We start from the raw sequence: 13,051 nt of genomic DNA on the forward strand, positions 1-13,051 counted from the left end.
CTCCACGGTAGCTGGTGGCGCTGAAGCCTGGTTATCCACCGATCGGTTGATTCCGGTTTCACCCCTCCTCACGATGTGCGCACCCGGGCGCCCGCGATGGGATGGATACAGACGAAAACATCGGGCGAGAACCGAAGGAAGGGACGCACCATGTTTGTTGGACTTCGAGAAATCCGCGCGGCCGCCGGCCGTTTCACCCTGATGGGCGCGGTGGTCGGGATGATCACCGTGCTGCTGGTGATGCTCACCGGGCTCACCTCCGGGCTGGGTCACCAGAACACTGCCGTGCTGGAGGGCCTGAACCCGGACCGCTTTGCCGTGGGATCCATCGTCGACGACGAGGTCCCGGACGAGGTGTCCTTCCCGCAATCGGCGGTCACCCAAGACCAAGTGGACGCTTGGGCGGAAACCGACGGCGTGGCCAGCGCGGTGCCGATCGGGTTCGCCCAGACCCTGCTCGCCGCCGAGGATCGCTCCGCGCCCGTCGCCGTTGTCGGCGTACCCGAAGGCTCCGGAATGGTGTCCACCACCCTCGACGACGACACCCTCTCCGACCCGCACGCGGGGGAGATCACCGTGTCCGCCACGGTGGCCGAGGAGGCCGGGCTCAGCGTCGGCGACGAGGTGGAAATCGGCCAGGTTCAGCTCACCGTCGCCGAGATCACCGAGGATCAGTTCTACGCCCACTCCCCGGTGGTGTGGGTAGAAACGGCCGACTGGGTACGCCTCACCCACGCCGACGCCGGGGACCGGCCCACCGTGGGCACCGTACTGGCGCTGACCGCGGACGAGACGGCAGCGGGCAGCAACCCGGACTGGTCGGCAGGCGCGTCCGAGCACGGCATGCTGGCGGTGACCACCGAAGAGTCATTCAACGGACTGCCCGCCTACTCCTCCGAACAGGGCTCGCTGCTGACCATGCAGGGCTTCCTCTACGGGATCTCCGCCCTGGTGATCGTCTCCTTCGTCACGGTGTGGACCATCCAACGCACCCGCGAACTGGCCGTGCTGCGCGCCCTCGGCGCCGCACCGGGGTACCTGCTGCGCGACGGGCTCGGCCAGGCCTGCGTGGTGCTCGCCGTCGGCGTGATTCTCGGCGGTGCGCTCGGCACCGGACTCGGCGCGCTCGCCGGATCCGCCGTGCCCTTCACCCTCGACGCGTGGACGGTGGGGTTGCCGGTGCTCGGCATCTGGGTGCTCGGGGTCCTCGGTGCCGCACTCGCAGTGCGCAAGGTGACCCGCGTCGACCCGATGCTGGCCCTCGGCGGCAACTAAGCTCCCGCCTTCACCCCGCTGTCGCCTACTTGCCGATCCCCGAAAGGACCGATCATGACGAACCCTACGACGACGAACCCCACCGTCCCCCACGCCCCTGTCACGTCTGCTACTGCCGCGGCTACCGTTGCCGTTGCCGAACTTCACCACGTGAGCCTGAGCTACCCCGATGGCACTGACGAGCAGGGGCGGCCGCGCACCGTCACCGCCCTGGATTCGGTGAGCCTGACCGCGGCGCGTCAGCAGGTCACCGCGCTGATGGGGGAATCGGGCTCCGGTAAGTCCTCGCTGCTGTCGGTACTGGCCACGCTGATCACCCCGAGCTCGGGGAGCGTGCGTCTCGACGGCGTGGAGGTCACCGACCTCTCGGAAGCGCAACGGGCCCGGATGCGCCGCGAACGCATCGGCATCATTTTCCAGCAGCCCAACCTGCTCACTGGTCTCACCGCAGAAGAACAGCTGTTGGTCACCGACCACGTGCGGGGAGTGCGCGGACGCCGGTTGCGGGCCCGTCGGGACTACGCCCAGGAGCTGTTGGACACCGTCGGCCTCGCCGGCATGGGCCAGCGCCGGGTCCACCAGCTTTCGGGTGGTCAGCGGCAGCGAGTTAACATCGCCCGAGCGTTGATGGGGCAGCCGACCCTGCTGCTGGCCGACGAGCCCACCTCCGCCCTGGATGAGTCCCGGTCGCACGAGATCATGGCGCTGCTGGCCGAGGTCACCGCACGCTTCGACCTGGCCTCGGTGATCGTCACCCACGACCGGGATCTGGTGGACTACACGGACGCTCAGGTGGTGCTGCGCGACGGCGCCGTGTCATCGACTACGGCAGCCGGTTCTGCTGCCGGCTCTACCGCGCGGGTCTGATTTATGCTGGCCTGATCGGTCGCGGCGGAATTCTGACTGGCCTTCGCGGCGGCAGCGGCCACGGCGGCGTCGAACTTCTTGCGCTGGCGGGCCTTGCGGGTCCCCCACCACCAGATCAGCAGGGCCAGTAGCACCAACAGAATCAGCTGCGGGATCGGGATCGCCATCGTGGTTGCTTCGCCGGTGGCGGCGGACAGCTCGGCGTCGACGTCGTCGTCACCCACCACCACGGGCTGCGCGGTCACCTCGGAGGTCAGCCCGAACAAGGGCCATACCTGCTGCTCCACGCTCACCAGGGCCTGCCCGCCGGGCAGCACCTCGCGAATCGGTTCCACCTCGGCGGTGGCCCCGGCCAGCCCGAACAGTCCGGAGGAGACCAGCGACTGCTCGGCCCCCAGGCGCACGTTGCCTTCATTGGCCACCTGCCAGGTCACCGTGGCGGTGCCGGGGGCGAAGGGGTTCCAGTTCTGCTGGTAGGTGACCTCCGGGCCGCCGAGGGCCAGGGTCGGGGCGATATCGCCGGTGACGCGCAGGTGGATGCGGGTGCCCACTCGGGACACCATGGAGACGTCGTCGTCGCTGCCACTGGACACCGACGCCGCAATGCCGGCCGGGTGGTCACCGGGGGTGGCATTCTCGGGCACGGTCAGGGTGAAGGGCACCGTCACCGACTCATCGGCGGGCACCGTGACCTCGGTCTGCTCCAGCTCGATCCACTGCCCGGCCGCGGTGTTCTCCTCGCCGGGGCGCAGAATATCGAAGGCGCCGGAATCGGAGACCACCCCGTCGGCGGCCTGCAGGGTGAAGGTTGCCTCGGCGGCGGAGAAATTCGTCAGCGTCACCGCATCTTCCCAGGTCGCACCCGGGTCCACGGTGGCGCGGAAAGAGACCCGCGGTTCGGTGGTGTCGGCTTCTTCCGCGTCGTGGCCCGGAGTCAGGGACCACACGGTGCGCTCGGCGGAGGTGGTCTCCTCAGTGGTGGTCGCCTCATCCGTGGTGTCGGCCGTGGCAGCACCCGCTCCCAGCAGCGCGAGCAGCAGGGTGAGCAGTAGGGCGCCGGAGGTAGCGGTGCGCGGCGAGGGCCGGGCGGCGGAGAACAGAGTCATCGGGTGGTGTTCTTTCGTCAAGTCGACGTCGACCGGGATACCAGGGACGTCAGGAAGATCAGGTATTTCGGCGGCAGTGGCGAGACGACGCCGGTCCCGCACTCCCAGATGAGGGGTGCGGGACCGCGTCGTCACCGGGGGTTGATCAGTGTTTTCAGTGGTTCACACCTGGTCAGTCGACCGGGAACAGGGAGACCGACAGTGCGCCGGTGTAGGTGCCGGCTTCGGTGTCGACCGGAACCTCGAGCACCAGATCGGCCGCGAGGTCCGAGGTGCCCAGGCGGGTCTCCTCGGTGGCCGAGCCCAGGGTGGCCGGGGCGGCCAGGCCCTCGCCGCCGGCGAGCACGCCGCGGGAAACCTCACCCGGGGTGGCGCTGTTGGTGGTGTCGGTGACGAAGGGGGCCCAGCCGAGGTGGTCAGCCGTGACGGACTCGTCGCTGTCGCCGGCGATGCTCAGGTCGGAGGACTGGCCGGCCACGGCCCAGCCGGCGCCGGTACGACGGGTGTCGGTGACGGACACGGTGGGCAGTTCACCGGTCACGCGCAGCCGGTCACCGGCGTTGCGCTGGTTGCCCAGGGTGGCGGTGCCGTCAGCGATGGAGAGCACCAGCGAACCGGGCGCGTTGTTGTCGTCATCGTCACCAGGCAGACCGGGGATCTCGGCCTCGACCGGGATATCGCCCTCGCCCGGCTCGACCGGAGTGGTCTCATCGGCCCAGAGGTCTTCCTTCAGCAGGGTGGCCAGGGTGGTGTTGTCGATGTAGTCACCGCGCACCGAGTCGGTGCCGACCACAGCGTTCTGCAGGGCCTCTGAGCCGGCACCCTTGAAGAAGTAGGGCACCAGCAGGTTGGTGTGGTTCGGTGAGGACCAGCTCACGGTGGGCAGTTCGCCGGCGTTGCCGTACATCTGGGTGAAGTCCGGGTCATCCTCGGTGCCGCCGAGGTAGCCGGTCTCGTGGTCAGCGGTGACGACGAGCAGGGTGTCGTCCCAAGAAGAGTTCTCCTCGACCCAGTCGATCACCGTGTCGACCGCGGCGTTGAAATCCTGGGTTTCCTCGATGTTGCGAGTGGTCTGGTTGGCGTGGCCGGTCCAGTCGATGGCGCCGCCCTCAATCATGAGGTGGAAACCCTTGTCGTTTTGGCCGAGCACGTTCAGTGCGCCTTCCGACATGGTGGGCAGGTCCGGGACGTTGTCGTTGAAGGCCACCTCGCCGGGCAGGGTGCCCGCGGAGTCGCCGCTGCGGTTCTGCTGCAGGGTGGAGGCCACCTGAGCCAGGCCGAAGACCTTCTCGGAGGTGATCTCACCGCGTGCCAGCGCTTCGAAGTCGGTCTTGGACTCGATGTAGTCCCAACCGGTGTTGTCGGCGGACAGCGCTTCGAAGTCGGCCTGCGCGAACTTGCCGTAGTTCGGGGTGCGCGCTTCGCCGTCGTCGTCGTAACCGGGGTGACCGGCACCCATGATGACGTCCAAGTACTCCGCCTCGATCATGTCGTGACCGATCTGCGGAAACGCGTTGCGGTCTTCATTGGCGACGGCGTAGGCAGACGGGGTGGCGTGGTTGAAGTCCACGGACGAGACCACACCGGCAGAACGGCCGGTCTCGTGTGCGACCTCGGAGACGGTCTTCAGCTCGTTGCCCTCGGGGTCCACGTTGAGCATGCCGTTGTCGGTCTTGGTGCCGGTGGCCATAGCGGTGCCGGCGGCGGCCGAGTCGGTGGGGGTGTTGTTCGCCCAGCCGAAGCTGCCCCAGGCATCCTCGGAATCGTAGTCGTAGCCGGCGTTGATGCTGGACTGAGAGTGGGTGGACATACCCAGCAGGTTGAAGCTCTCGTAGCTCTGCACCGGGTCGCCGTCGAGCTCGATCACGGCGCCGGGAGAGCCCTCGGTGATGAACTGAGACTGACCGGTCTCGTAGAGGTTCGTGCTGACGACGTGGTTGTAGCCCATGCCGTCGCCGATCATCACGATCACGTTTTTGGGCCCGTTGTCACCGGAGCCGTTCTGGTCAGCCTGATCGGCGTAGGCCGGAGCCAGCGAGGCGCCGGCAACCACGGCGGTGGCCAGTACGCCGGCGGCGGCGCGGGTGGTGGTCTTCTTCGACATCATTTCTCTTCCGTTCTGTGCGGTTCGTGAGAGAGCGTGCGTCAACCGGGGTAGGCCCCCGGTTGTCGTCGCGGGGGCGACGACCACGGATCACCCTAGGGGGCGGGTTTGACGAGCGGAGCACCGGAAGGTGAACGTTTGGCTGAGCAAGAATCCGCTACTCGTCGGTTCCGACGGGCTGGCGCCGGTACATCCGCACCATGACGCGGAGGAAGCCGAGTTAACCTGGTGTTCACTACGGTGAGTTCGGCGCGGACCGGGTGTGGGAATGCCCGGGCCGAAGGTCCTGTTGTGACTGTCGATGACCGACGGTGACGTTACCGCGTCCGCCGTCCACGCGACTTCGAGGACAATGGAGACATGACCACAGAGACCTCACCCTCAGCAGCAGGAACCGCACCACGCGCCCCCCGGGTGCGCGCCTCCGAACTCGTGGGGGAGACCTGGTTCAACACCGGTGGGGAAGCCCTGGATTTGGCTGCCCTGCGCGGGAAGATTGTGCTGCTGGATTTCTGGACGTTCTGCTGCATTAACTGCCTGCACGTGCTCGACGAACTGCGCCCGCTCGAGGAAGAGTTCTCCGATGTATTGGTCACGGTGGGCGTGCACTCGCCGAAATTTGACCATGAGGGACGGACCGAATCCGTGGCCGCCGCGGTAGAGCGCTACGACATTACCCACCCGGTGGTGAATGACCCGGCGCTGACCACCTGGCAGGCGTACTCTGCACGCGCGTGGCCGACTCTCGTCGTCGTCGACCCCGAGGGCTACATTGTGGCTCACCTCTCCGGCGAAGGTCATGTGGCCGGACTGCGTTCCCTGGTCACCGAGCTGGTGGCCGAGCATGAGGCCAAGGGCACCCTGCATCGCGGCGACGGACCCTACGTGGCCCCCGAACCGGTGGCCCGTGACCTGAAGTTCCCGGCCAAGGCGCTGGATTTGTCCGGTCGCGGCAGCCGTCCGGGCTCGCTGCTGGTCACCGACACCGGCCACCACCGCCTGGTGGAGGTCGACGCTGATCTGACCGAGGTGCTGCAGGTGATCGGCGGCAATGGCACCGGAGCCCCGGTGGCCCCGGAATACGCCCAGCACCCGGACCACATCGGCGCCAAGGGATACGCCGACGGCGGCCGAGACACCGCGCTGTTCAACGAGCCCCAGGGTGTCGCCCTGCTTCCGGCTGAGGTGGCTGAGCAGGTGGGCTACGACCTCGTCGTCGCCGATTCCGTGAACCACCGGCTGCGCGGGGTCTCTTTGGGCAACGGCACTGTGACCACCCTGGCCGGAAACGGCGTGCAGCGCCTGATTGACTCCGAGCGCGCCAAGGAAGCCGCCGCCCCGGGGCCGGAGAGCGCCGGCTCCGACGCCGCTGACGCCGAGGTTTCCGTCTCCCTGGAGCCCTTCGCCACCGCACCTCTGGACACCTCGCTGTCCAGCCCCTGGGACGTGGTGTGGTCCGAGGCTGAGCAGACCGTGGTGGTGGCCATGGCAGGCGTGCATCAACTCTTCAGCTTCGACCCGCACACCGGCGCGGTGGCCATTTACGCCGGCACCGGCCTGGAGGGCCTGCTCGACGGCGCGGCCGATTCGTCCTGGTTCGCGCAGTCCTCCGGGCTGTCGGTGGGCACCGATGGCACCCTGTGGGTGGCCGATTCTGAGACCTCAGCGCTGCGCTGGGTTCGCCCCGGCAACGCTGCCGGTACTGACACGGCCGATGACGAGAACGCCCGCACCGTGGGCACCGTGATCGGCGAGGGACTCTTCGACTTCGGTTTCCGCGACGGCGACCCGGACGAGGCCCGCCTACAGCACCCCCTCGGCGTCACCGCCTTGCCCGATGGCTCCGTGCTGGTGGCCGACACCTACAACGGCGCGATCCGCCGCTACGCCCCCGAGACCACCGGCGCCGACGGTCGTCCGGTTCCGGCCAGCGTCTCTACCGTGGCCCGCGGTCTGGCCGAACCCTCGGACGTCCTCGTCGAGCACGACGCCGAGGGCAAACCTGTGAGCATCATCGTCGTCGAAACCAATGCGCATCAGCTCGTACGCCTGGCCGTGCCGGAAGAGTTTCTCCAGGTTGACGAGGGCGCCCTGCAAACCCAACGCCCCCGCACCTCGGTGGCGGCTGGCGATTTCGAGATCAGCATCGGCTTCGCCGCCCCCACCGGCCAGAAGCTCGACGACCGTTGGGGGGACCCCACCCAGCTGAAGATCTCCTCCTCCCCGGAGAATCTGCTGCTCGACGGCGACGGCTCCACCACCGGGCTCACCCGCACCCTGCGGCTGAACCCGGAGGTCACCGAGGGCGTCCTGCACATTACCGCCCGTGCTGCTGCGTGTGATGGCGAACCCGGTCAGCCGATCCCGGACTTCGCCGCGTGCCACCTGTACCAGCAGGACTGGGGCATCCCGGTCACCGTGGAGCCCGCCGGTGAGACACGCCTCGACCTCGACCTGCGTGGGATGCACTGAGCCACTGGGACCGACGCCAGAACCGCGACCGACGAGCCGCTGACGTCGCCGAACGGTGGCGGTTAGACTGTGAGGTGCCCGCACGCCTGCGGGGCCGATCGCCCGCGCGGCGCCCGGACGAGACAGACACGAGACGGAAGAGAACTTCATGACCACCCTGGTTGTCGCCTCCACCCGGCACGGATCCACCCGCGAGATCGCCGAGCGTATCTGCACCACCCTGCGGGAGGCCAAGGGGGTCAACGCCATCGTGGAAGACGTCTCCGCCGCCTCGAAGATCCTGGACTCCGTGGACGCCGTCATCGTGGTCGCCCCGGTGTACCGGAACGCCTGGCATAAGCCCGCCACCGCGTTCGTCACCGCCCACCAGGCCGAGCTCGACAAGAAGTCCCTGTTCCTGGCGGCCTCCGGCGGTAGCCCCGAGCTCGACGCCGGCATCCGCGCCAAGTTAGACACCCTCGGTGCCCGCGACGTCACCTACCTGCGCGGTGCGGTGTTTGAAGACAAGCTGGGTTTCCTCGAGAAGCTCCAGATCAAGGTGGCGGGCGGCCAGTACGGAGATTTCCGCAACTGGCACGCCGTCGAAGAATGGGCCAAGCACGTCGGCACCCGCGGCGCCGTCTGACACGCACACCCCCTGTGTCCCGGTGTGCCTCGGGCACGCTCCAGGCCCGCAGCGTCGTGCAGTTCAGCTCAGATCAGGACGGACGACGACGCGCTCCGGGGTCACGGTCAGCTCGGCCTGCAGCTCGAAGGGGAGATCCTCTTCCACGGTGCGGGCCTCACCAGTGACCAGGTCGATCTCCTCCAGGGTGATCCGCGCGACCGCGTCCACCCCGGCAATCCGGATCTGTGAGGCGTCGTTCTCGTGCTCCAGGTAAATCTTCGGGTCCTCCGGGATGGACCATTCGATGCTGTCGGGGGTCACCCGGTTGCTGGTCCAGTACCGCATTGGGCAGCCGGTGGGTTGGAGTACCTTCTGGTCGGTACAAAACGTCAGGTGCTCGGAAATCTGGCGTTGGATCTCCGCGGTGAGGGCCTCGGTGGCGCCCAGTGTCAGCTCCAGTCGGTGCGCCTGCTCGGCGTCTTCTCCCGCGGCTGCTCCAGTATTTTCGACGATGGCGCGCCCCGGCGACACACTGGCCACGAAGCTACCTTCGTATTCGGCGGTCACGACGGCCGGCGGCAACACCGCAAACCGTGACTGCGACTCGGCATCGCGCCCGGTCAACGGCACCGGCACCTCATTGACATCGGCGACCGGAGCATCCGCTGCGGCGTTCTCGGGCAGCCCGGACGGCTCCAGCACCACCTCCTGCAGGGCCACCTCCTGCATGCTCCAGCGCGGGAACACCAACCAGTCGCGGCCGGTGCGGTTCACCCCGAAATCGCTGTGGTGCTCGGCGCCGTCCACGGTGAAGGACACCCGCACCACGGCATCAGCGTCGTCAGCCTCGTCAGTGCCGGCGAGATCGGACTCGTCCGCGGAGACTTCAGTGACCTGGAGGTCCTCGACCCCGGTCAGGGTGGAGGCCAGCGCCTCGCCGTCCAGTAGCGCAGTGGAGAGCCCATCCGGGTTCTCTCCGGGAGCCTCGGCATCGGCAAACCGGGCCTGTGCCAGACCGAACGCGGTGGCGCCGTCGCCCTCACGCACCGCATCCAGGTAGCGCTCCACCACGGCCTCGGGGGTAAACACGGTGGAGTTGAGCACCGCCACGGTCACCGCACCGGCGATCAGCGTCACCCCGGCCGCCCCGGCGCAGATCCAGCCCCAGCGGCGGCGGGAGCCACCCGGCCGGGTGGCGTCCTGACCGAGCGCGGGCGCTGTGGTGTCACCGGTCATGGTCCCCTCCTGGTGTGATCACGGCGTCGTTCATCAGTGTCGAACAGGGTTGCGTGAGAATCTGGTCTGTTGTGCAGTGTAAGGCACCCACATCAGGAGAACAGCACCGCAATCGCGATCATGCCCGGAATCGCCACCACGGTGGTCACCAGCACGGTGTCTTTGGCCACCACCAGCCCGGCGTTATAGCGCGACGCCGCCACAAACACGTTCTGCGCGGTCGGCAGCGACCCCAGAACCACAGCGGACAGCAGATCGAAACCCTCCAGCTGGAACACGAAAGCCGCGAGCACCCAGGCCAGCACGGGGTGCACCACCAGTTTGATCAGGGAGGCGACGGCGACGTCGAGCCGGCGGGCCGAGGACTTCTCCAGGGGGCGGGAGCCCACGAGGGTCATACCGAACGCGATCAGCATGGCCGGAATGGCGGCGCCGCCAATGAGATGAATCGACTCGGCCAGTGGATCGATCAGTGGCACGCCCGTGACCGACACCAGCAACCCGGCACCGGAACCCACAATCATCGGGTTGCGCAGAATCGTGCCGAACAACCGCAGGGTGCCGCGCAGCATCGTGGACGGTCCCACCTTGCGCGGTCCCTCGCTGGGCTCGGCGGCGGCGCGCTCCCGGGAGGTCAGCATGTCCATGGTGAACGCGTACACCGGGGTGTAGAGGGCCAGCTGGAAAATGATCACGGGCGCGGCATAGGCGGCATTGCCCAACACATAAGCGGCGATCGGGAGCCCGAGGTTGGCGGAGTTCACCATCGAGGCACCCAGTGCGGCAATCACCCGCTCGGAGTTCCGACGTCGCGGCAACACCCAGGCGGCTAGGCCGAGATAGATCACCGCCGCCAGCAGCGCAGAAATTCCGGCCACCCACAGCTGCGGGCCCAGCACCGCCTGAATATCGGCGTGGGAGAGCGTATCGAAGAGCAACGCGGGGGAAGCGACGAAGAACGCCAGACGTGAGAGCACCGGTTGACCGCGTTCGCCGAGGACGCCGGTCTTGCCGACCATGTACCCCACCAGGATGATGACCCAGACGATCGTGAACCCGGAGAGGACCTCGACCACGGATGCAACCTCCTGCTCGGTGCGGATCCAGAGGGTCCGTGGCGGGCCCGGTGGTGCGCTGCTTCACGCGGAGTGCGCGAGGGCAGAAACAGAGCGGGTGACGGGAATCGAACCCGCGTATCCAGCTTGGGAAGCTGGCGCTCTACCATTGAGCTACACCCGCGAACGGGTCAAGACTATCAGAACCGATCCGGGCATCCGGGCCGGAATGCGCTACCGTGGTGTCGTGCTTCTCTCAGACCGTGACATCCGTGCCGAACTCGATTCCGGGCGCATCATGTTGGACCCGCTCGAGCTGGAGATGGTCCAGCCCGCCAGCATCGACGTGCGCATTGACCGGTTCTTCCGCCTGTTCGACAATCACCGTTACGCGCACATCGATCCCGCCGAAGAGCAGCCCGAGCTGACCCGACTGGTGGAGGTCGATCCGGACGAGCCGTTTATTCTGCATCCGGGGGAGTTCGTGTTGGGCTCCACCTATGAACAGGTCACGCTCCCTCACGACGTCGCCGCCCGCCTCGAGGGTAAGTCCTCGCTGGGGCGCCTGGGGCTGCTCACCCATTCCACCGCCGGGTTCATTGATCCGGGTTTCTCCGGCCACGTCACTCTCGAACTGTCGAATATGGCGACGTTGCCCATCAAGCTGTGGCCCGGCTCGAAGATCGGCCAGCTGTGCTTCTTCCGGCTCACCTCGGCCTCCGAGCACCCCTATGGCACCGGGCCGAACAAGAATCGCTATCAGGGGCAGCGCGGCCCGACGGCGTCGCGTTCGCATCAAAACTTCCACCGCACCAGCATCGAGAACTAACGCGGGGCGAGCCTGCGGTCGGGCTCTGTTAACCTCTGCGTTAACCTCTGCGTCACCCGGAGCATGGTGCTGAAGGATCGACCTGCACTACGATGCGGCTCATGACCAGCACTGTTCAGAGTAATCCCGCGCGTTCCAGAGGCAAACGTCAGATTCTCGTCTGGGCGCTCTGGGACTGGGGGTCCGCTGCGTTCAATGCGGTGATGGTGACCTTCGTATTCGGCACCTACCTCGCTTCCGGTGCTTTTGGTCCCGACGATCGAGGCACCTCCTGGTTGGCAACCGGAACCGCCATCGCCGGAGTCATCGTGGCGATCAGCGCGCCGATTCTGGGTCAGCGCGCCGATCGCGGCGGCCGTCGTCGCTTTTGGCTCGCCCTGAACACCCTCGCGGTGCTGGCGACCATGGCGGCCTGCTTTTTCGTCGAACCGAAAGAATCCCACCTGCTGCTCGGCGTGATGCTGCTGTCGGCCGGCAACGTGTTCTTCGAATTCGCGGAAGTCCAGTACAACGCGATCCTGGTGCAGATCGCCACCCGCTCCACCATGGGCAAGGTCTCCGGCATCGGCTGGGGCGCGGGCTACCTGGGTGGGATCTTCCTGCTGCTCATCGTCTACGTCGGATTCATCGCCGGCGACACCCACTGGCTGGGCATCACCGGCGACGACGCCATGAACGTCCGCATCGTCGCCGTGTTCGCCGCCGTGTGGTTCCTGATCTTCTCCCTGCCGTTGATGCTCACCGCGCCCAGCCCGCGGCCCTCTGCTGAGCAGGCGAACGCACCGCGCCCGAGCCTGCTGGATTCCTACCGGGAACTGTTCCGCACCATCGCCCTGCTGTGGCGCGAAGAGCGCAATACCTTCTGGTTCCTGGTGTCCTCGGCGGTGTTTCGTGACGGCGTGGGAGCCGTGTTCACGTATGGCGGAATCCTGGGAACCACCGTGTACGGCATCGCCACCGGGGATGTGCTGATCTTCGGGATCGTGGCTAATGTCATCGCCGCCGCCGGTGCGTTCGCCGGTGGATGGTTCGATGACCGCTTCGGCCCGAAATCCGTGATCATGGCCTCCCTGGCGGGGCTGATTTCGGTAGCGATCATCCTGTTCTTCCTGGAAGGCCCTCAGGCATTCTGGATCTTCGGTTTGGTGCTGTGCTTCTTTGTCGGCCCCGTGCAATCGGCGTCGCGTGCGTTTTTGGGGCGGCTGACCACCCCGGAGCGGGCCGGCGAAATTTACGGTCTTTACGCCACCACCGGACGTTCGGTCTCGTTCCTGGCTCCTGCTCTCATCGCCGTGCTGGTGGGGATCTTCGGGGACTCCCGCTGGATGATCGTCGCCATCGCCTTCGTGCTGGTGGCTGGGGCGCTGCTGTTGTTGCGCGTGACGGATCCGGTGCAACACGAAGAGGTCGCCGCCGGCTGACTGTGATGAAGCTCATGTTAAGCGCGCGGAGCGAAGGTGACGAGACTGTAGAATAAACAGGTCCCCGCCCCCCAGCCCG

At 67.1% G+C, this 13,051-nt stretch carries 10 protein-coding genes and 1 tRNA gene; 6 read left to right on the forward strand and 5 right to left on the reverse strand.

All coding sequences use genetic code 11. The features are described from left to right. Nucleotides 1-150: 150 nt before the first annotated feature. Nucleotides 151-1,275, forward strand: coding sequence for an ABC transporter permease (locus O1A05_RS06765; protein ID WP_270107271.1), 1,125 nt, complete (start codon nucleotides 151-153; stop codon nucleotides 1,273-1,275). 54 nt (nucleotides 1,276-1,329) lie between these two features. Beyond that, entirely contained in the window at nucleotides 1,330-2,142 is an 813-nt protein-coding gene (locus O1A05_RS06770; protein ID WP_270107272.1) for an ABC transporter ATP-binding protein, read from the forward strand. Here the strand turns inward: O1A05_RS06770 and O1A05_RS06775 are convergent. Together O1A05_RS06775 and O1A05_RS06780 are read right to left on the reverse strand one after the other, a co-directional pair. Beyond that, on the reverse strand, nucleotides 2,064-3,383 hold the full coding sequence (locus O1A05_RS06775) for a WxL protein peptidoglycan domain-containing protein (protein ID WP_270107273.1): 1,320 nt from the start codon (nucleotides 3,381-3,383) through the stop codon (nucleotides 2,064-2,066). The genes O1A05_RS06770 and O1A05_RS06775 overlap by 79 nt on opposite strands. A gap of 37 nt (nucleotides 3,384-3,420) precedes the next feature. After that, the gene (locus O1A05_RS06780; RefSeq protein WP_270107274.1) at nucleotides 3,421-5,355 is read right to left on the reverse strand and encodes an alkaline phosphatase; all 1,935 of its coding nucleotides are present in this window, start codon (nucleotides 5,353-5,355) and stop codon (nucleotides 3,421-3,423) included. 357 nt (nucleotides 5,356-5,712) lie between these two features. Here O1A05_RS06780 and O1A05_RS06785 point away from each other — a divergent pair, with 357 nt between their 5' ends. Together O1A05_RS06785 and O1A05_RS06790 are read left to right on the forward strand one after the other, a co-directional pair. Continuing rightward, nucleotides 5,713-7,824, forward strand: a complete 2,112-nt coding sequence (locus tag O1A05_RS06785; protein ID WP_270107275.1) for an NHL domain-containing thioredoxin family protein — start codon at nucleotides 5,713-5,715, stop codon at nucleotides 7,822-7,824. Between the two features lie 148 nt (nucleotides 7,825-7,972). Beyond that, nucleotides 7,973-8,449: a flavodoxin domain-containing protein gene (locus tag O1A05_RS06790; protein ID WP_270107276.1), complete on the forward strand. Its 477-nt coding sequence runs from the start codon at nucleotides 7,973-7,975 to the stop codon at nucleotides 8,447-8,449. A 63-nt stretch (nucleotides 8,450-8,512) separates the two neighbouring features. Here the strand turns inward: O1A05_RS06790 and O1A05_RS06795 are convergent, their stop codons facing one another. The 3 genes from O1A05_RS06795 to O1A05_RS06805 form a co-directional block, all read right to left on the reverse strand. Continuing rightward, the gene (locus tag O1A05_RS06795; protein ID WP_270107277.1) at nucleotides 8,513-9,667 is read right to left on the reverse strand and encodes a hypothetical protein; all 1,155 of its coding nucleotides are present in this window, start codon (nucleotides 9,665-9,667) and stop codon (nucleotides 8,513-8,515) included. Nucleotides 9,668-9,759: 92 nt separating this feature from the next. Continuing rightward, nucleotides 9,760-10,743, reverse strand: coding sequence for an AEC family transporter (locus tag O1A05_RS06800; RefSeq protein ID WP_270107278.1), 984 nt, complete (start codon nucleotides 10,741-10,743; stop codon nucleotides 9,760-9,762). Nucleotides 10,744-10,835: 92 nt separating this feature from the next. Beyond that, a tRNA-Gly gene (locus O1A05_RS06805) sits at nucleotides 10,836-10,906 on the reverse strand. 63 nt (nucleotides 10,907-10,969) lie between these two features. Between O1A05_RS06805 and dcd the strand changes: the two genes are divergently transcribed. Then, on the forward strand, nucleotides 10,970-11,551 hold the full coding sequence (dcd, locus tag O1A05_RS06810; RefSeq protein WP_270107279.1) for a dCTP deaminase: 582 nt from the start codon (nucleotides 10,970-10,972) through the stop codon (nucleotides 11,549-11,551). 101 nt (nucleotides 11,552-11,652) lie between these two features. Beyond that, nucleotides 11,653-12,972: an MFS transporter gene (locus tag O1A05_RS06815; protein ID WP_270107280.1), complete on the forward strand. Its 1,320-nt coding sequence runs from the start codon at nucleotides 11,653-11,655 to the stop codon at nucleotides 12,970-12,972. Nucleotides 12,973-13,051: the final 79 nt, after the last annotated feature.

This window comes from Citricoccus sp. NR2 (assembly GCF_027594385.1).
Taxonomy (GTDB): Bacteria; Actinomycetota; Actinomycetes; order Actinomycetales; family Micrococcaceae; genus CmP2.